Origin of the sequence: Microbacterium sp. MMO-35 (assembly GCF_037147555.1) — a bacterium.
In the GTDB taxonomy this organism is placed as follows: Bacteria; Actinomycetota; Actinomycetes; order Actinomycetales; family Microbacteriaceae; genus Microbacterium.
The window spans coordinates 147,392-164,396 of the sequence record NZ_JBBCVH010000006.1 but is presented as its reverse complement, the minus strand read 5'-3'; the positions used below and the strand labels follow the sequence as shown (position 1 = coordinate 164,396).

General features: G+C 72.3%; 16 protein-coding genes. 9 read left to right on the top strand and 7 right to left on the bottom strand.

Going from position 1 to position 17,005, the window contains the following annotated elements:
- Position 1: 1 nt before the first annotated feature.
- Positions 2-2,170 carry an MMPL family transporter gene (locus WFJ01_RS14000; RefSeq protein WP_336629380.1) on the bottom strand — a complete coding sequence of 723 codons (2,169 nt, stop codon included), beginning with the start codon at positions 2,168-2,170 and terminating at the stop codon, positions 2-4.
- A 95-nt stretch (positions 2,171-2,265) separates the two neighbouring features.
- Between WFJ01_RS14000 and WFJ01_RS13995 the strand changes: the two genes are divergently transcribed.
- Positions 2,266-2,895, top strand: coding sequence for a MarR family winged helix-turn-helix transcriptional regulator (locus WFJ01_RS13995; RefSeq protein ID WP_336629379.1), 630 nt, complete (start codon positions 2,266-2,268; stop codon positions 2,893-2,895).
- A gap of 35 nt (positions 2,896-2,930) precedes the next feature.
- On the opposite strand, the gene WFJ01_RS13990 is transcribed toward WFJ01_RS13995, so the two are convergent.
- From WFJ01_RS13990 to WFJ01_RS13980, 3 genes are all read right to left on the bottom strand, one after another.
- On the bottom strand, positions 2,931-3,347 hold the full coding sequence (locus WFJ01_RS13990; protein WP_251438923.1) for a VOC family protein: 417 nt from the start codon (positions 3,345-3,347) through the stop codon (positions 2,931-2,933).
- Between the two features lie 233 nt (positions 3,348-3,580).
- Positions 3,581-3,988: a VOC family protein gene (locus WFJ01_RS13985; RefSeq protein ID WP_336629378.1), complete on the bottom strand. Its 408-nt coding sequence runs from the start codon at positions 3,986-3,988 to the stop codon at positions 3,581-3,583.
- A 178-nt stretch (positions 3,989-4,166) separates the two neighbouring features.
- Positions 4,167-4,583, bottom strand: a complete 417-nt coding sequence (locus WFJ01_RS13980; RefSeq protein ID WP_336629377.1) for a VOC family protein — start codon at positions 4,581-4,583, stop codon at positions 4,167-4,169.
- A gap of 86 nt (positions 4,584-4,669) precedes the next feature.
- Between WFJ01_RS13980 and WFJ01_RS13975 the strand changes: the two genes are divergently transcribed.
- The gene (locus WFJ01_RS13975) at positions 4,670-5,080 is read left to right on the top strand and encodes a Rid family hydrolase (protein WP_292885526.1); all 411 of its coding nucleotides are present in this window, start codon (positions 4,670-4,672) and stop codon (positions 5,078-5,080) included.
- A 39-nt stretch (positions 5,081-5,119) separates the two neighbouring features.
- On the opposite strand, the gene WFJ01_RS13970 is transcribed toward WFJ01_RS13975, so the two are convergent.
- The gene (locus tag WFJ01_RS13970) at positions 5,120-5,887 is read right to left on the bottom strand and encodes a siderophore-interacting protein (RefSeq protein ID WP_336629376.1); all 768 of its coding nucleotides are present in this window, start codon (positions 5,885-5,887) and stop codon (positions 5,120-5,122) included.
- 104 nt (positions 5,888-5,991) lie between these two features.
- Between WFJ01_RS13970 and WFJ01_RS13965 the strand changes: the two genes are divergently transcribed.
- The 4 genes from WFJ01_RS13965 to WFJ01_RS13950 are packed head-to-tail and all read left to right on the top strand — an operon-like array spanning position 5,992 to position 9,919.
- Entirely contained in the window at positions 5,992-6,984 is a 993-nt protein-coding gene (locus WFJ01_RS13965; RefSeq protein WP_292885520.1) for a siderophore ABC transporter substrate-binding protein, read from the top strand.
- 19 nt (positions 6,985-7,003) lie between these two features.
- Positions 7,004-8,011 (top strand): ABC transporter permease, encoded by a 1,008-nt coding sequence (locus WFJ01_RS13960; RefSeq protein ID WP_336629375.1) that lies wholly within the window; start codon positions 7,004-7,006, stop codon positions 8,009-8,011.
- Complete coding sequence (locus tag WFJ01_RS13955) at positions 8,004-9,053, top strand: iron chelate uptake ABC transporter family permease subunit (RefSeq protein ID WP_336629374.1); 1,050 nt, start codon at positions 8,004-8,006, stop codon at positions 9,051-9,053. The genes WFJ01_RS13960 and WFJ01_RS13955 overlap by 8 nt, the downstream gene beginning before the upstream one ends.
- Positions 9,050-9,919 (top strand): iron ABC transporter ATP-binding protein, encoded by an 870-nt coding sequence (locus tag WFJ01_RS13950; protein WP_336629373.1) that lies wholly within the window; start codon positions 9,050-9,052, stop codon positions 9,917-9,919. The genes WFJ01_RS13955 and WFJ01_RS13950 overlap by 4 nt, the downstream gene beginning before the upstream one ends.
- A gap of 190 nt (positions 9,920-10,109) precedes the next feature.
- Here WFJ01_RS13950 and WFJ01_RS13945 read toward each other — a convergent pair whose 3' ends face one another.
- Entirely contained in the window at positions 10,110-11,057 is a 948-nt protein-coding gene (locus WFJ01_RS13945; protein ID WP_336629372.1) for a DNA-3-methyladenine glycosylase family protein, read from the bottom strand.
- A gap of 184 nt (positions 11,058-11,241) precedes the next feature.
- Entirely contained in the window at positions 11,242-11,964 is a 723-nt protein-coding gene (locus tag WFJ01_RS13940) for a winged helix-turn-helix domain-containing protein (RefSeq protein ID WP_336629371.1), read from the bottom strand.
- A gap of 328 nt (positions 11,965-12,292) precedes the next feature.
- On the opposite strand from WFJ01_RS13940, the gene WFJ01_RS13935 reads away from it, so the two are divergent.
- From WFJ01_RS13935 to WFJ01_RS13925, 3 genes are all read left to right on the top strand, one after another.
- Positions 12,293-12,601 carry a GNAT family N-acetyltransferase gene (locus WFJ01_RS13935; RefSeq protein WP_295035426.1) on the top strand — a complete coding sequence of 103 codons (309 nt, stop codon included), beginning with the start codon at positions 12,293-12,295 and terminating at the stop codon, positions 12,599-12,601.
- A 130-nt stretch (positions 12,602-12,731) separates the two neighbouring features.
- Entirely contained in the window at positions 12,732-13,979 is a 1,248-nt protein-coding gene (locus tag WFJ01_RS13930; RefSeq protein WP_336629370.1) for an exonuclease SbcCD subunit D, read from the top strand.
- Positions 13,979-17,002 carry an SMC family ATPase gene (locus WFJ01_RS13925; RefSeq protein ID WP_336629369.1) on the top strand — a complete coding sequence of 1,008 codons (3,024 nt, stop codon included), beginning with the start codon at positions 13,979-13,981 and terminating at the stop codon, positions 17,000-17,002. The genes WFJ01_RS13930 and WFJ01_RS13925 overlap by 1 nt, the downstream gene beginning before the upstream one ends.
- Positions 17,003-17,005 lie beyond the last annotated feature (3 nt).

The following is a 17,005-nucleotide window of genomic DNA, read 5'->3' as shown; positions in this document are numbered from 1 at the left end:
CCTAGCGGTCGCCGCGGGACAGCCGCGACGGCCACCACACGGCCCGGCCGACATCGTGCACGAGGGCGGGCACGAGCAGCGAGCGCACCACGAAGGTGTCCAGCAGCACGCCGAACGCGACGATGAAGGCGAGCTGGGCGAGGAACAGGATCGGGATCACCGCGAGCGCCGCGAACGTCGTCGCGAGCACGAGCCCCGCCGAGGTGATCACCCCGCCGGTGATCGCGAGCCCGCGCCGCACGCCCTCCCGGGTGCCGTGCGTGCGGGACTCCTCACGCACCCTCGTCATGAGGAAGATGTTGTAGTCGATCCCGAGCGCGACGAGGAAGACGAAGCCGTAGAGCGGAACGGCCGGATCCGCGCCGGGGAAGTGGAAGATCCCGTTGAACACGAGCGCGGACACGCCCATCGCAGTGCCGAACGAGAGCACGGTGGTGACGATCAGCAGCACCGGGGCGACGATCGCGCGCAGCAGCAGCATCAGGATCAGCATGATCACGACGAGGATCACCGGGATGATCAGCGTGCGGTCCCGCAGCGAGGCGTCGTCGGTGTCCACGGCCGTCGCGGTCACTCCGCCGACCAGGGCGCCCGTGCCGTCGAGCGAGGAGCGCAGCCGTCGCACGGTGTCCTCCGCGGTGGCGGAGTCCGCGGCCGCGGTGAGCGTTCCCTGCAGCAGCACGTCCCCGTCGATCACCGTCGGGTCGGGTGCCGGAGTGCCCGGCCTCCCCACCGGCTGAATGCCGTCCGCGGTCACCGGCGCGGTGCCGCTCACCGAGTCCTTCGCGGTCACGGTGACGCCGTCGATGCCCTTGTCGGCGAGCAGCACGTCCGCCGTGCGCTGCAGGGAGTCCTTCGCGACGAGGACCTGGACGGGACTGCCGGATCCGCCGGGGAAGTGCGCACCCAGCGCCTTCTGCCCGTCGCGCGCCTGGGAGGAGCCGAGCACGAGGTCGGACTGCGGCACGCCGGAGGCGTCGAGCTGCAGCACGCCGAGCGTCCCGATCGCGAGCACCAGCGTCGTCGCGATCCAGATGATCCGCGAACGACGGCGGATGAGCTCGGAGAGCCGCGCCCACACGCCGCCGGCGGGCAGGCCGTCCTCCGCGGCGACGGCCTCGGGGTCGAAGCGCGGACGACGCGGCCAGAACGCGGCCCGGCCGAACGCCATGAGCAGGGCGGGCAGCAGGGTGAGCGCCGAGAGCATCGCGAACACGATCCCGATCGCCGCGACCGGGCCGAGCGCACTGTTCGACCGGAGGTCGCTCAGCAGCAGGCACAGCAGTCCGGCGATCACCGTGCCGCCGGAGGCCAGGATCGGCTCGAACGCCCCCTTCCAGGCCAGGAGCACGGCTCGGCCGCGATCGTGCTCGATCCGCAGCGCCTCGCGGAACCGCGACACGAACAGCAGCGCGTAGTCGGTCGCCGCGCCGATCACGAGGATGAACAGGATCCCCTGGGTCTGTCCGCTGAGCAGCAGCACGCCCCACTTCGCGAGCCACCACACCAGCAGGAGCGCCGTGCACAGGGCGAACATGCTCGTCGCGAGCACGACGACCGGCAGCAGCAGGGAGCGGTAGACGAGCACGAGGATGACCAGCACCGCAGCGAGGGCGACGCCCAGCAGGATCCCGTCGATTCCGGCGAACGCGGCGACGAGGTCGGCGCTGAAGCCGGCGGGCCCGGTCACGTACACCGTCACCCCCGCCGGGGCCGCCTTGTCGAGGTGGGTGCGGATCTCGGACACGACGTCGCCGAGGTCGGCATCGGAGCGGATCGGCACGAACGCCTGCACCGCCTTCCCGTCCTCGGAGGGGAGGGCGGGGGAGATGTCGTCGCCGACGCCGGCGATGTCCGTCGTGGCCGCGACCGCATCCGCCAGCGTCGTGAGCTGCGCGTCGGTGAGCTTCGCGTCCGACACCGCCACGATGATCGCGGGGATCTGGTCGGATCCGGCGAAGCGGGTCTGCAGCTCCTGCACCCGTGCGGAGTCGGAGGACGACGGGAGGTAGGCGGTGCGGTCGTTCGAGGAGACCTCGTCGACCTTCCCGAACAGCGGCCCGCCGAACGACGCGGCGGCCAGCCAGCCCAGGATGATCAGGGCCGGCAACAGGATCCGCAGCGTTCGGCGGGTGCGCTGCGGGCGGGTGGCGTGCTGCGGGGCGGTCATCGTGGATCCTTCCGTCTCCGGAAGAGTAGATCGAATTCGCTAGCTTGGCAAGTAATACCCCTGGCGTGAAAAGAGATCGACTGTACGATGACGGAATGACCGATCGACGCGACGAAGCCGAGGAGCGCCCGGTCGCGCCCCGCGGCGGAGCGTCGACGGGGGACGGCGTCGAGGCCGCCGCCGTCTACGACATCGAGGCGAGCGACCCGACGGGGATGCTCCTCGATCGCGGTGGCGTCGACGAGAACGCGATCCGTCAGATCACCCGCCTGATGACCGCCCTCGGCGAGCTGCGCGATGCGGAGCAGCGCCTGGCCGAGGCATCACGGCGGTACATGAAGCTGAACGAGACCGACATGCGGGCGCTGCACTACCTCATCGTGTGCGCGAACACGGGCGCGGTCGCGACGCCGGGCGGGATCGCCCAGCATCTCAGCATCTCGACCGCATCGACGACGAAACTGCTGGATCGGCTCGAGCGGGCGGGGCACGTCACCCGCGCCGCCCACCCGACGGACCGGCGGGCGCTCGCGATCTCGATCGCTCCCGAGACCCAGCGAGCGGCGATGGAGACGGTCGGACGGCAGCAGGCGCGCCGCTTCCACTCCGCGGCGCGCCTGACCGAGGCGGAACGGGACGTCGTCATCCGGTTCCTGCAGGACATGACCCACGAGCTCCGGCTCGACGGCGTCGAGTGGGCGCTCCCGGACGCCGACGACCGCTGACCCCGGACGCCGCCGGGGCCGGCGATCGGCGGGGCTCAGGCCTGGCTCTGTCCGGCGGAGAACATCCAGTCGACGCCGAAGCGGTCGGTGAGCATGCCGAACTGGTCGCCCCACGGCGCCGGGCCGAACTCCTGGGTGACGGTCGCCCCGTCTGCGAGCTTGTCCCACGCGGCGCGGATCTCGGCCTCGTCGGTGCCGCTCAGCGAGACGGAGACGCCCTGCGGAGCCTTGTACTCGAAGTGCGCGGGGGTGTCGGACGCCATCAGCACGAGGCCGCCGGGGGTGGTCAGCATCGAGTGCATGACCAGCGCCTGCTCGGCCTCGTCCTGGACCATGCCGGGCATGTCGCCGAAGGTCATCACCTGCAGGTCGCCGCCGAGGGCCTGCTGGTAGAACTCCATCGCGGCACGGGCATCGCCGCGGAACGAGATGTACGGGTTGAGGATGGTCATGGTGGTGCCTCCCTGCTCGGGTCTGCGGCACCGCACCGGCGCCGCACTCAGTCTGAGCCCGACCTCCGACATCGGCAACGGTGTGTCGTGGATCGGCTCTCGCCGAGTCGCCTTCCGGCTCGATCCTTCGAGCGCGGCGGCGGTTCCCTCCGGGCCGGCCGTGGCGGCCTCGCCCGGCTCGAGGCCCGAGGTCCGTCAGGATCCGGGGCCCGAGGCCCGTCAGGATCCGGGGATCAATCCGCGTCCCGCGGCGGGTTGTGCAGGATCTCGAGGCGGATGCCGTTGTCGTCCTCGACGAAGGACGCGTAGTAGCGCGCGGTGAAGCGCGGATACTCCTTGGGGTCCCGCACGGGCGTCCAGCCGGCGCCGAGGGCGATCGCGTGCAGACGGTCGACCTCGGCGCGCGAGTCGACGGCGAACGCGAGGTGCTGCCAGCCGACGCGGCCGTGCTCGTGCGGGCCGTCCGCGTTCTCGCGGGCCGGGTAGAGCAGGATCTCGGGTTGGCCGTCCTGGCGCCAGTAGGCGTGGTCCTCGGCGTCGTACGCCCGGGTGTAGCCCAGGGCGGTCAGCACCGGATGGAACTGCGCCGAGGCGCTGGGGACGTGGTCGACGCTGATGCCGAGATGATCGAGAGAAGCCATGCCCCCAGCATCGCGGACGCCGCCGACATCGGCCAGCGGGCTCGGTGCCGCCGAGCCTCGGCCGTCTGACTGCACGGGTTGGCGACGACTGCACGGGTCGCTCGCGCGAAGAAGCCGTGCATTCGGCAGGATCGGGTGCGTTTCGGGGAGCGCCGTGGCCCGCAGCCGAGCATGCCGCTCAGTCTTCGACGGACTCCCGCGGCGGGTTGTGCACGAACTCGAGCCGGATCCCGTTGTCGTCCTCGACGAAAGAGGCGTAGTACCGGTCGGAGAAGCGCGTGAAGACCTTCGGCGCTCGCACCGTCGTCCACCCCGCGCCGACCGCGACCGCGTGCAGTCGCTCCACCTCCGCGCGCGAGTCCACGCCGAACGCGAGGTGCTGCCACCCGATCCGGCCGTACCGATGCGGCTCGCCTCCGGGCTCCGGCGCGCGGTAGAGGATCAGCTCGACGTCGCCCTCGCGGTACCAGGCGATGCCGCCCTCCATCTCGCCGTCCTCCGCGATGCAGCCCAGCGCCGTGAGCACGGGATCCCACTGGGCGAACGCCCGGTCGAGGTCTTCCACGGTGAGGCCGAGGTGATCGATGAGGGGCATGCGTCCAGTCTGCCCGACGCTTTCGGCGCGGCAGGGTGCGGACGCGGTTGCGCACCGATCCTCCGGGCGTGCGACAGACTGTCGCCATGACCGCCGTCACCCTCGTCCGTGCCCCCGAGCTGTCCGACGTCGCGCAGTACGCGTACGCCGCGACCGCGCCGCAGAACGCGCGGCTGATCTTCCTCGCCGGCGCCTGCCCGATCGAGCAGGACGGCTCCACGGCGGCGGTCGGCGACCCTGCCGGACAGGCGAGGAAGTGCATCGAGAACCTCGAGACCGCGCTCGCCGCGGCCGGAGCGGTGCTCGCCGACGTGATCAGCACCCGCGTGCTCGTCGCTTCGACCGACCGCGCGGAGCTGAGGACGGCGTGGGCGGTCGTGCGCGATGCCTTCGGCGCTCACGAGGTGCCGAGCACCCTGATGGGAGTCACCGTGCTGGGCTACGACGACCAGCTCGTCGAGATCGAAGCCGTGGCCGCCGTCGTCGACAGGGCCTGAGTCGCCCGCGGTGCGGATGACGCGGCCCCGAGACGCGGCTCAGTGCGGGGCGTGGTACTCGGCCTCGCCGCGCTTCCAGTAGCCCTTCACGACGGCCTGGGCCGGGTCCACGCCCCAGCGCTCGAGCAGGGCGCGGCCCGGCTTCACGATCGACGACTCCGCGGCGACGAAGACGAACGGGGCCGTACCCGGGCGGTCCTCCGCGACGAGCGACTCCAGGAACGCGGCGAGCGCGATGCCGGCGGGGGCGCTGCCCCGATGGATCCACTCGACGGGCACGGCGGCGTCGAGCGCGAGCTCGTGCTCGGGCCCGCGCACCTCGATCGCGATGCGGGCCGGGGCGCCGGCGGGGACCCGCGCGGCGAATCGTCGGATCGCGGGGATCGCGGTCTCGTCGCCGGCGAGCAGCCAGCCGTCGGGCTCGCCCTCCAGGACCATCGAGCCACGGGGTCCGCCGACCCCGACGGTCGAGCCCAGGGGAGCGTTCGCCGCCCAGGGGGCGGCGATGCCCTGATCGCCGTGCACGGCGAACTCGACCTCGAGCCAGTCCTCGCCCCAGGCGAGCGGCGTGTACTCGCGGCTCGGCGCGGCGCGCAGCTCCTCGACCGAGTCGGCCGGGCGATCGGCGAAGAACAGTCGCATGTGGTCGTCCGCGCCCAGGGAATCGAAGCCGGCGAGGTCGGATCCGGTGAGGCGCACGCGCACGAAATCGGGGGCGATCCACTCGCGGGCGGCGAGGGTCAGGGTGCGGAAGCGCAGTTCGAGGGGGCGACGCTCCAGGGCGAAGCCGGATTTCGCGTTGGTCATAAGGTAAGGCTAACCTGTGTGAGACCTCAGGTTGAAGTTAGGTAAACCTAACCTTTCTCCCGGAGCCATTCACACAGCACATCCCGCAGAACAGGAGCATCTCCATGTCCGTGCCTCGGATCCTCACCGCCACCGCGCTCGGCCTCGCCGCCGTCGTCGCCCTCGCCGGCTGCGCCTCCGGCCCCGCTTCCGCGCCCACGGAGAGCGCGAAGGCGAGCACCGTGACCGTCGAGGACAACAACGGGAAGCACACGATCGCCACGCCGCCGGCGTCGGTCGTCGCCACCGACAACCGCACGTTCCAGACGCTCGCGGACTGGGGCATCCCGGTCACCGCCGCGGCCGTGTCCCTCATGCCGGAGACGGTCTCCTACGTCAAGGACAAGAGCATCGTCGACCTCGGCACCCACATGGAGCCCGACCTCGAGGCGGTCGTCGCCGTGGCGCCGGACGTCATCGTCAACGGGCAGCGCTTCACCCAGCACCACGACAAGCTCGCCGCCCTCGTCCCCGATGCGACGATCCTCGAGCTCGACCCGCGCGACGGCAAGCCGTTCGACGCCGAGCTGAAGCGTCAGGTGACGGTGCTGGGCGAGGTCTTCGGCAAGCAGAAGGAGGCGAAGAAGCTGGTCTCCGACTTCGAGGCGGCCGCGGAGCGCGCCAAGAAGGCCTACGACGGATCCGGCGTGATGGCGGTCACCACCTCGGGCGGCAAGATCGGCTACCTCGCGCCGACCGTCGGCCGCACGCTCGGCCCGGTGTTCGACATCCTCGGTCTCACGCCCGCCCTGCAGGTGGAGGGCGCGGACGACAACCACAAGGGCGACGACATCTCGGTCGAGGCGATCGCCGCGTCGAACCCGTCCTGGATCCTCGTGATGGACCGCGACGCGGTGTTCGCGAAGGACGACCCCTCCTACGTGCAGGCCGCCGACATCCTGGAGAAGAACCAGGCGCTCGCCTCGGTCACCGCGATCCAGCAGAAGCACGTCGTCTACATGCCCACCGACACCTACCTCAACGAGGGCATCCAGACGTACACGACGTTCCTGAACTCCTTCGCCGACGCTCTGGAGAAGAGCGCGAAGAAGAGCTGACCGACGCAGGAGAAAGCGCATGCTGACTCTTCGCCCGCGCGCGACGGCCGGCCGGACCCTGCGTCCGGTCGGCCGTCGGGCGCGGCTCTTCGACCCCGCGCTGCTCGTCGGAGCCGTCGTCGTCGCGGGCCTGCTGGTCCTGTCGCTGTTCGTCGGCGTCTACGACGTGACCGGATCCGCCGACGGCGCAGAGATGTTCGCGATCACGCGCATCCCGCGCACGACCGCGCTCGTGCTCGCGGGCGCCTCGATGGCGATGGCGGGCCTCGTGATGCAGATGCTCACGCAGAACCGCTTCGTCGAGCCGACCACCACCGGCACGACGGAGTGGGCCGGGCTCGGCCTGCTCGCTGTCTCGATCCTCGTCCCGCATCCGAGCATCCCGCTGCGCATGCTCGGGGCGGTCCTCTGCGCCTTCGCCGGCACCCTGGTGTTCTTCGCGTTCCTGCGGCGGGTGTCGCTGCGCTCCTCGCTCATCGTGCCGATCGTCGGGATCATGCTGGGCGCGGTGGTCGGATCCGTCTCGACCTATCTCGCCCTCGCGACCGACACGCTGCAGACGCTCGGGGTGTGGTTCGCCGGCAGCTTCACGTCGGTGCTGCGGGGGCAGTACGAGCTGCTCTGGATCGTGGCGGTCGTCGGGGCGGTCGTCTTCGTCGTCGCCGACCGCTTCACGCTCGCGGGGCTGGGGGAGGAGATCGCGACGAACGCGGGCCTGAACCACGGCCGGGTCGTGCTGCTCGGCACGGTGCTCATCGCCGCGACCACGGGCGTGGTGACCGTGGTCGTCGGCAACCTGCCCTTCGTGGGGCTCATCGTGCCGAACGTGGTGTCGATGATCCGCGGCGACGACCTGCGCAGCAACCTGCCCTGGGTGTGCCTGCTGGGCGTGGGCCTCGTCACCGTGTGCGACCTCATCGGACGCACGATCATCATGCCGTTCGAGGTGCCGGTGTCGCTGGTGCTGGGCCTCGTCGGAGCCGCGGTGTTCATCGTGCTGATCCTGAGACAGCGTCCCCGTGGCTGAGGTGCTGGCCGCTGTGCCGGCGCGAACCGCAGCGGCGGCAGGGCGCACGTCGGGTGCGTTCCCGACCGCGGGGGCGAGGCGACGGTACGTCCTGGTGATCGCCGTGCTCACCCTGCTCGCCGCGGCGTCGCTGATCGGGCTGCTCGTGCACGGCAACCCCGTGCCGTTCGGCACCGCCGGCTTCTGGCGCATCGTTCAGCTGCGGGTCACGAGCGTGCTGGTGATCCTGGTGGTCGCGATCGCGCAGGCCACGGCGACCGTGGCGTTCCAGACGGCGGCGAACAACCGCATCGTGACCCCCTCGATCATGGGGTTCGAGTCGCTCTACACGGCGGTGCAGACCACGGCCGTGTTCGTCCTCGGCGCGGCCGGGGTCACCGCGCTCCAGGGCGTCCCGCAGTTCGCGCTGCAGGTCGTGCTGATGACCGGGTTCGCCGTCGCGCTCTACGGATGGCTGCTCTCGGGGCGGCACGGCAGCATGCACGTGATGCTGCTGATCGGGATCGTGATCGGCGGCGGGCTCGGCGCGGTGTCGACGTTCATGCAGCGGCTGCTGACCCCGAGCGAGTTCGACGTGCTCGCCGCCCGCCTGTTCGGCAGCGTGGCGAACGCCGACGCGTCCTACCTGCCGCTCGCGATCCCGCTGTGCCTCGCCGCGTCCACCCTGCTGTTCACGCGTGCGCGCCGGCTGAACGTGCTGGCGCTGGGCCCCGACGCCGCCAACGCCCTGGGCGTCGGCCATCGCCGCGAGCAGCTCCGGGTGCTGCTCCTCGTCGCCGTGCTGATGGCCACCTCGACCGCGCTGGTCGGGCCGATGACGTTCCTCGGCTTCCTCGTGGCGACCCTCGCGTACCAATGGGCTGACACCCACGACCACCGGCTCGTGCTTCCCGTGGCGGTGCTCACCGCCGTCGTCGTGCTGGGCGGCGCGTACTTCGTGCTGAAGCACGTCTTCTCGGCGCAGGGAGCCGTCTCCATCATCATCGAGCTGGTCGGCGGATCCGTCTTCCTGCTCGTCCTCCTCAGGAAGGGCCGTCTATGAACGCCGCCGACGGAACCGCGAGACCGAATCCGGCTCCCGAGACCGACGATGAGATCGTGGGTCTCGGGACGCGGGTTCGGTCTCGCGAGCATGCGGAGGGGACCGGATCCGGGATCTCGATCGCGGGGGTGCGCAAGCGCTACGGCGACGAGGTCGCGATCGGCCCGGTCGACCTGGAGATCCCGGCCGGGGGCGTGACCGCGCTGATCGGCCCGAACGGCGCCGGGAAGTCGACGCTGCTCACGATGATCGGGCGGCTGCTCGGGATGGACGAGGGATCCATTCGGATCTCGGGCTTCGACGTGGGCACCACGCGGTCGAAGGACCTGGCCACGGTCGTGTCGATCCTGCGCCAGGAGAACCACTTCGTCACCCGGCTCACCGTGCGCCAGCTCGTGGGCTTCGGCCGGTTCCCGCACTCGCGCGGCCGGCTCACGCGCGCGGACGAGGAGGTCGTGAGCAGGGCGATCGACTTCCTCGAACTGGGCGAGCTGGAGAAGCGCTACCTGGACGAGCTCTCCGGAGGGCAGCGGCAGCGCGCCTATGTCGCGATGGTGCTCGCGCAGGACACGGGAACCGTGCTGCTGGACGAACCGCTCAACAACCTCGACATGAAGCACGCCGTGCGCATGATGCGGCACCTGCAGCGCATCTCGGACGAGCTCGGCAAGAGCGTCGTCGTGGTGCTGCACGACATCAACTTCGCCGCCCGCTACGCCGACCGGATCTGCGCCATGAAGGACGGCGAGGTCGTCGCGTTCGGCCCGGTCGCCGACATCATGCGCGGCGACGTGCTCACCGACGTGTTCGAGACCCCCGTCAGCGTGATCGACGGGCCGGACGGGCCGCTCGCCGTCTGGCACTGAGCCGTCCTGACGCCCGGGGGGTCAGCGGGCGACAGTCGCTGCGGTCCCCGGCGTGCGACGATCAGCACACCTCGTCGCGATCGGCACACGGATCCGGCGCTCTCCTGCGCTGATCGTCACAGCGTGTGCCGATCGTCGCAGGACCGGGCGACGGCGCAGCGCGGGATCAGGAAGGCGCGGACGCCCGGGGTCAGCGGGTGCGGTGGTCCTCGGGAGCGAGGCGCGGGCCGCGGCGGGGCTCGGCCGCGCCGCTCAGACGGATGAGCCGCACGACCCGCTGCCGGTGGCCGGCCCACGGCGCGAGCAGCGCCAGCATGCCGTCGTCGTCGGTCCGATGACCGGTGAGCGCGAAGCCGACCTCGTGGGCGAGGTGGTAGTCGCCCACGCTCACGGCGTCGGGATCGCCGAGGGCGCGGATCCGGGTCTCGGCGGCGGTCCAGGGCCCGATCCCGGGCAGGCTCGTCAGCGCGGCGTCGCGGGCGGCGCCGTCGCCGGCGGCGAGCACGGCGCGTTCGAGGCCGGGCGCGCGCTCGGCCGCCCGCACGAGGGTGCGGGACTGCGGCGGCTGCACGCCGGCGCGATGCCAGGCCCAGGAGGGGATCCGGCGCCAGCCCTCGGCATCGGGGGCGACCGTCATGGGGCGCGGGACGGGGCCCGGCGCAGGGTCGCCGAAGCGCGTGACGAGCAGACGCCAGGCGCCGTACGCCTGCAGGCCGGTGACCTTCTGCTCGAGGATCACGCCGCTGAGCGCGTCGAACACGGCGCCGGTGCGCGTGAGGCGCAGACCGGGGTTGCGCCGCGCGGTCGCGGCGATCAGGGGATGCGCGGACGGGTCGAACCCTTCCGGGTCGTCGAGTGCTCCGCACAGTGCGGGCAGGAGGTCGAGGGCGGCGTCGGCCCCGGGCCCCCAGGCGCTCGCGCGCACCTCGCCCGACGCCGGTCGCAGCGCGAGCGTGGCGATCCCGGCCGTAGTGCGCAGCGCGAGCCAGATCACGGATCCGTCGCGGACGACCGTGGGGTCCTTCGGCCCGCGCCGCAGGATGCCGACCGTCTCGTGCAGATCGAGCGGCGCGCGCGGGCGGTACGAGGTCTCCCGCATCGTCCACGCGCGCGGGGCGGGATCCGCGGCGAGGGTCATGGGAACACCCTAGATCCGGCGGCCGACAGGGGCGCTCAGGATCCGGATCCTCGGGGCGTTTGCCGATCGCGCCGGAGCCGTCGAGCGCACGAGAAGTCGCCGAGTGCACCGGACCTCTGCGTCGAAAAGCCGTGCGGTCGTCAGGATCCCGTGCGGTCGGCGGGATCCCGCGGGACCGCCCGGTTCAGAACCGGTCGGGGGAGGGGGTGCCCACGCCGTAGCGGATCGCGACGTCGGCGTGGCGGTCGAAGCGGTAGCCGACGCCGCGGACGGTGCGCACGATGTCCTCGTAGCGGCCGAGCTTGGCGCGCAGCCGGCGCACGTGCACGTCGATGGTGCGCTCGCCGGGGGCCTCCTCGTCGGAGGTCTGCCACAGCGCCCCGACGAGCTCGCTGCGCTCGATCGTCGAGCCCTCGCGCAGCACGAGGTACTGCAGCAGCTCGAACTCCTTGTACGTGAACGCGGCCGAGTCGCCGTCGATCAGCACGCGCTTGCGGGAGATGTCGACGACGACGCCGCCGCCGTCCTCCGGCTCGCGCTCCTCGGCCTCCGCCTTGGAGCGGGCGATCGCGCCGGGCTCGTGCAGCGCGAGGCGCACGACGTCGAGGTCGCGCCCGCCGGTGCCCTGCGGGGCGAGGGCGACCGTGGCGTGGGTCTCGGCGTCGGGGGCGAGCTCGGCGAGGGTGCGGCGCAGCGCGTCGACGAGCAGCGGGAGGCTCACGCCGTTCGTGGCGGCCTTGAGCTCGTCGATGCCGACGTAGAGGGCGAAGCCGCGCGGCGAGCGGGCCGGCGGGGCGTCGACCGTGGGGGCCGGGGCGTCGATCTGGGTGCGCGGCACGGCGTGCAGACGCGGGGCGGCGACGGGGGCGGCGGTGACGGGACGCTCGAGGAGGGCGGTGTTCGACATGATGATGGGTCCTTGAAAGGAAGGAGTCGGTCGGAGACTCGGAGAGTGTTGCGAAGAGACCGGCGAGCCGGAGGAACGAGCACGCGGATGGGTGCTCGAGACTCAGCCCGCGAAGATCACGACGAGCGAGTCAGACAGAGTTCTGTGGCTTCAGCGACACATTCGGCAACACATGCCAACGCAACCGGGCATCATCATCCCGGTCGTCCCGTTCGCCTCCTGGGCGGACATGGGGCGTGCGTTGGTGGTCATGGGGCCGATTATTACCGACGGTGACCAACAATGTCAAAACGAGCCGCCTCCGCGCGTCGGCGGTTAGCGTGGGACGGTGGCGATCTCTTCAGACTCGGATCGGTTCGTGCTCACCCGCGAGGACGACGCGTCGCGCTACACGCTCACGCGCGACGGCGTGCTGGTGAGCGTGCTCGACTACCGTGACGACGGGCGCACCATGGCGCTGACGAGGGCCTTCACGATCCCGTCTTTCCGCGGATCCGGCTATGCCGCGGTGCTCGTCGCGGGGGCCGTCGACGACATCGCGCACCGCGGCGACCGACGCATCGACGCGGTCTGTTGGTACGTCGCGGACTGGTTCGACGCGCATCCCGAGCGGGCCGATCTGCTGCGCGTGCGCTGAGCCTTATCGCCCCGCGCGGCGTGTGTGACGTTGTGTTACGCGGACGGCTTCGACCCGTCGTCGCGGCTCTGCGGCCGCCTCCCGGCACGCCTCGGGCGCAATGTCGGACCCCGTCCGTAGCGTTGAGGGCATGAAGATCCTGCACACCTCGGACTGGCACATCGGCCGGACCTTCCACGGGCACGCCACCCTGGAAGCGCTCGCCGAGGTGCTCGCCGCGCTGGTCGCGCAGGTGCGGGAGAACGACGTCGATGTGGTCGTCGTCGCCGGCGACGTGTTCGATTCAGCGACCCCGTCCGCCCCCGCCTACACGCTGCTCACCGACACGCTCGTCGCCCTGCACGCCACGGGCGCGCGGGTGATCGTGACCAGCGGCAACCACGACTCCGCGGCCCGGCTGGGCTTCCAGGCGCGACTGCTGCGCGAGGGGATCCATGTCGTCACGGATCCGACTGGCATCGGCGAGCCGATCACGATCGAGGACGCGGACGGACCCGTGCGGTTCTTCGGCATCCCGTACCTCGAGCCCGCGATCGTCCGGCAGCATGCCGCCTTCCAGAAGCCCGCCTTCCAGAAGCCCGCCTTCCAGAAGCCCGCCCTTCAGAAGCCCGCGTCGCCGCAGCCTGCCGGCGCGACCGAGGACGACGGGCGGCCGCTGCGGACGCAGGCGCAGACGCTCGCGCGCGCGATGGGCCTCGTGCGCGCCGGGATGGCGGAGCACCCCGGCCGCACGGTCGTGATCGCGCACTGCTTCGCCGCCGGTGTCGACGCGACCACGGGGCTCGAACGCGAGATCCGCCAGGGCGGCATCGACATGGTGCCGGTGTCGTTGTTCGAGGGCGTCGACTACGTGGCGCTCGGGCACATCCACGGGCGGCAGGCGCTCACCGATCGTGTGCGGTACGCCGGGGCGCCCCTGCACTACAGCTTCGGCGAGCAGCACAAGCCCCGCGGCTCGTGGCTCATCGAGCTCGCGGCGGACGGCGCCGTCGACGCGCGATGGCTGGAGCTGCCCGTGCCGCGCCGGCTCGTGACGCTGACCGGATCCTTCGCGGACATCCTCTCGCCGGAGAACGTCGCGGCGCACGCCGACGACTGGGTGTGCGCGGTCTACACCGACGACCTGCCGCAGACCGAGCCCATGCGCCGCCTGCGCGAGAGGTTCCCGTTCTGCGCGCTCGTGCAGCACGAGCCCCTGCGCACGGCCGCGGTCGAGGAGCGCTCCTACACCGAACGGCTGCGCACCGCGGCGACCGACGAGGAGCGCATCGACGCCTTCCTCGCCCATGTGCGCGGCGGCACCGGGGCGAGCCCGCAGGAGCAGGAGCTGATCCGCGAGGTGCTCGACGACCGCACGCGGGCGGAGGCGCTCGTCTAGTGCAGCTGCATCGTCTCGAGATCGAGGGCTTCGGCCCGTTCCTGCGGCGTCAGACGATCGACTTCGACGCGTTCGCCGCGGACGGCGTCTTCCTCATCGGCGGTCGCACGGGGGCGGGCAAGTCGAGCATCCTGGACGCGGTCTGCTTCGGTCTCTACGGCAACGTGCCCCGCTACGAGGGCGGTGAGAAGCGCCTGCGCAGCGATCACTGCGAACCCGCGGATCCGACCGAGGTCGTCGTGGAGTTCAGCACCGTCTCCGGCCGATACCGGGTCACGCGCTCGCCCGAGTACCAGCGCCCCGCCAAGCGCGGCGGCGGTCTGACCAAGCAGGCGTCGGCGGTGGCGCTCGACGAGCTCGTCGGCGGGGAGTGGATCGGCCGGGCCGCGCGCGAGGTCGACGTCGCGCACGCGCTCGACGAGATCCTGCAGCTGAACCTCCAGCAGTTCCTCCAGGTGATCCTGCTCGCGCAGGGGCGGTTCGCGCGGTTCCTGCTCGCCGACAGCCGGGAACGCCAGTCGCTGCTGCGGCGTCTCTTCGGCACCGGCCGGTTCGAGGACTATCAGAATCGTTTCGACGACCGCCGTCGCGCGTCGGAGCAGGCGCTCGGCGCGGGTCGGGCGAGCGTGAGCGCTCGCGTCGAGCAGGCCGAGAAGCTCGTCGCGGAGAACGGGCTGCAGGGCGCCGATCAGAGCGGCCTCGAGGGGGAAGCGGACCTTCCGGGGAGCGAGTCTGTGGCCTCCTCGCTCGACGAGCGGCTGGGGGCCCTGGGCCGGGCCAGGGCGCGGGCCGACTACCGCGAGGAGCAGCGCCGTCAGGAGCGCGACCTCGCCGAGGCCGCCCACCGCGCGGCGACCGCCGCGCTCGCCTCGGCCCGTGAGGAGAAGCAGGCGCAGACGGAGCGGGATCGTGCCCGCGCCGCGCTCGTCGTGCTCGACGCTGCCGCCGACCGGATCGCCGCGGATCGGCGCACGCTCGACGACGCCCGGGCTGCGGAGGCGCTGCGCCCTGTGCTGAGCGCGGCGGAGCGCACCGCCGCCGCCTCGGCCGCTGCGGCCGCCGCGGAGGCCGCAGCCCGCGACTCCTGGCGGGCGTGCGCCGCGGCCGATGCCGAGGCGCCGGGCGGCTCCGCCGCGGATGCGCTGCGTACGTGGGCCTCCGACCTCACCCGATCCAGCGGCGCCTGGCAGCAGGCGGCCGAGGCGGAGGCGCAGCTCGATGCGCACGAGGCCGCGGTGACGGCCGGGGCACGCGAGGCCGAGGCGATCGCCGGCGAGCAGGAGCTCCGCGATCGGGAACGCGCGGCGCTGCCCGAGGCGATCGAGGTGCTGACCGCGGAGCGCGACGACCTGCGGCGGCGGGCCGACCGCCGGGCCGACCTCGATGCCGTGGTGGCACAGGCCGAAGCCCGACTGCAGGGCGCCCGGGACGTCGCCGCGCTCACCGAGGCGCGGAACGACGCGGAGCGGATCGTCGCCGATCGTGAGCAGGAGGCCGCAGCGGCCTTCGCGCACGCCGCGGACCTGCGGCGCCGTCGCGATGCGGGGATGGCGGGGGAGCTCGCCGAGGCCCTGCGCCCGGGCGAGGCCTGCAGCGTCTGCGGATCCACGGAGCACCCGGCCCCGGCCGTGCACGCGGATCCGGTCTCGCAGGGCGACGTCGCCGAGGCCACGGAAGCGCGGGAGCGCGCCGCCGAGCTCGTGCGCGCGGCCACGAAGGCGCTGGCCGCACGGGACGCCGACCTGGCCGCCGCCACCGTACGCGCCGACGGGCGCACCGTGGAGACGGCGGAGTCCGAGCTCGCGGCGGCGCGCGCGGAGCGGGATGCCGCCGCTGCCGCGGAGACGGCCCGTGCGGACGCGGACCAGCGCCTCGTCGAGCTGCGGAGCTCTGCCGACCGCCTCGAGACGACGATCGCCGGGCTGTCCGCCCGTCACGCGGAGGCGAGTGAGCGCCTCGCCCTTGCCCGTCAGGTGCTCGCCTCCGCCCAGGAGTCCGTCGCACAGGCGCGGGGCGCCTTCACCACCGTCGCCGCGCGGCTCGACGACGCGGCCGTCCGCATCGCCGCCGCGCAGGCACTCGCGGCGGCGATCGCGGAGCGCGAATCCCGGTCCGAGGCGGCCTCGGTCGCGCGTGCCGAGCAGCAGGAGGCGTTGATCGCGTCGCCCTTCGACGACGCCACGGCCGTCGGAGCCGCGCTGCGCAGCCCCGCGGATCAGGCCGCGCTCGAGGAGCGGATCACGGCGCACGCCGCCGAGCGCACGAAGGAGCGGGCGATCCTGCTCGACCTGGAGCTGCGCACTCTTCCCGACGAGCCGATCGACCTCGCGCCGTACGAGCGCGCAGAGGCCGATGCGCGCGCGGCCTGGACGTCGGCGGTGGATGAGGCGAGCAGATCCCGCGTCACCGCCGCACAGCTCGGATCCCTGATCGAGTCCGCCGCGGCCGAGCACGCGCGCGGCGCCGCAGCGGCGCAGGAGCACGAGGTCCTGCAGCAGCTCGCCGACGCCGTCGCCGGTCGCGGGGCGAACACGTATCGGATGAACCTGGAGACCTTCGTGCTCGCCGCCGAGCTCGAGGAAATCGTCGCGGCCGCGAATCTGCGCCTCGCGGACATGTCCTCCGGGCGCTACCAGCTGCAGCACAGCGACGCCCGCGCCGCGCGCGGCGCCGCGTCCGGCCTCGGCATCGTGGTGTTCGACGCGTTCACCGGCCAGACCCGGCCCGCCCAGTCGCTCTCCGGCGGCGAGACGTTCCTCGGCTCGCTCGCCCTCGCCCTCGGGCTGGCGGAGGTCGTCACCGCCCGTGCGGGCGGCATCCAGCTCGACACCCTGTTCATCGACGAGGGCTTCGGATCCCTCGACGGGGAGACGCTCGACGTGGCCATGCGCACGCTCGACGAGCTGCGCGCGGGAGGCCGCACGGTCGGCGTCATCAGCCACGTCGAGGCGATGCAGGAGCAGATCCCGGCGCAGATCACCGTCCGCACGACCCCCGACGGGCCGAGCGTGATCGAGTCCTGAGCC

Coding starts and splice junctions, on each gene's coding strand:
- WFJ01_RS13965 (WP_292885520.1), top strand. CDS start 5,992: ATGTCCGTGCCTCGGATCCTCACCGCCACCGCGCTCGGCCTCGCCGCC.
- WFJ01_RS13960 (WP_336629375.1), top strand. CDS start 7,004: ATGCTGACTCTTCGCCCGCGCGCGACGGCCGGCCGGACCCTGCGTCCG.
- WFJ01_RS13985 (WP_336629378.1), bottom strand. CDS start 3,988: ATGGCTTCTCTCGATCATCTCGGCATCAGCGTCGACCACGTCCCCAGC.
- WFJ01_RS13945 (WP_336629372.1), bottom strand. CDS start 11,057: ATGACCCTCGCCGCGGATCCCGCCCCGCGCGCGTGGACGATGCGGGAG.
- WFJ01_RS13980 (WP_336629377.1), bottom strand. CDS start 4,583: ATGCCCCTCATCGATCACCTCGGCCTCACCGTGGAAGACCTCGACCGG.
- WFJ01_RS13950 (WP_336629373.1), top strand. CDS start 9,050: ATGAACGCCGCCGACGGAACCGCGAGACCGAATCCGGCTCCCGAGACC.
- WFJ01_RS13940 (WP_336629371.1), bottom strand. CDS start 11,964: ATGTCGAACACCGCCCTCCTCGAGCGTCCCGTCACCGCCGCCCCCGTC.
- WFJ01_RS13990 (WP_251438923.1), bottom strand. CDS start 3,347: ATGACCATCCTCAACCCGTACATCTCGTTCCGCGGCGATGCCCGTGCC.
- WFJ01_RS14000 (WP_336629380.1), bottom strand. CDS start 2,170: ATGACCGCCCCGCAGCACGCCACCCGCCCGCAGCGCACCCGCCGAACG.
- WFJ01_RS13930 (WP_336629370.1), top strand. CDS start 12,732: ATGAAGATCCTGCACACCTCGGACTGGCACATCGGCCGGACCTTCCAC.
- WFJ01_RS13975 (WP_292885526.1), top strand. CDS start 4,670: ATGACCGCCGTCACCCTCGTCCGTGCCCCCGAGCTGTCCGACGTCGCG.
- WFJ01_RS13970 (WP_336629376.1), bottom strand. CDS start 5,887: ATGACCAACGCGAAATCCGGCTTCGCCCTGGAGCGTCGCCCCCTCGAA.
- WFJ01_RS13995 (WP_336629379.1), top strand. CDS start 2,266: ATGACCGATCGACGCGACGAAGCCGAGGAGCGCCCGGTCGCGCCCCGC.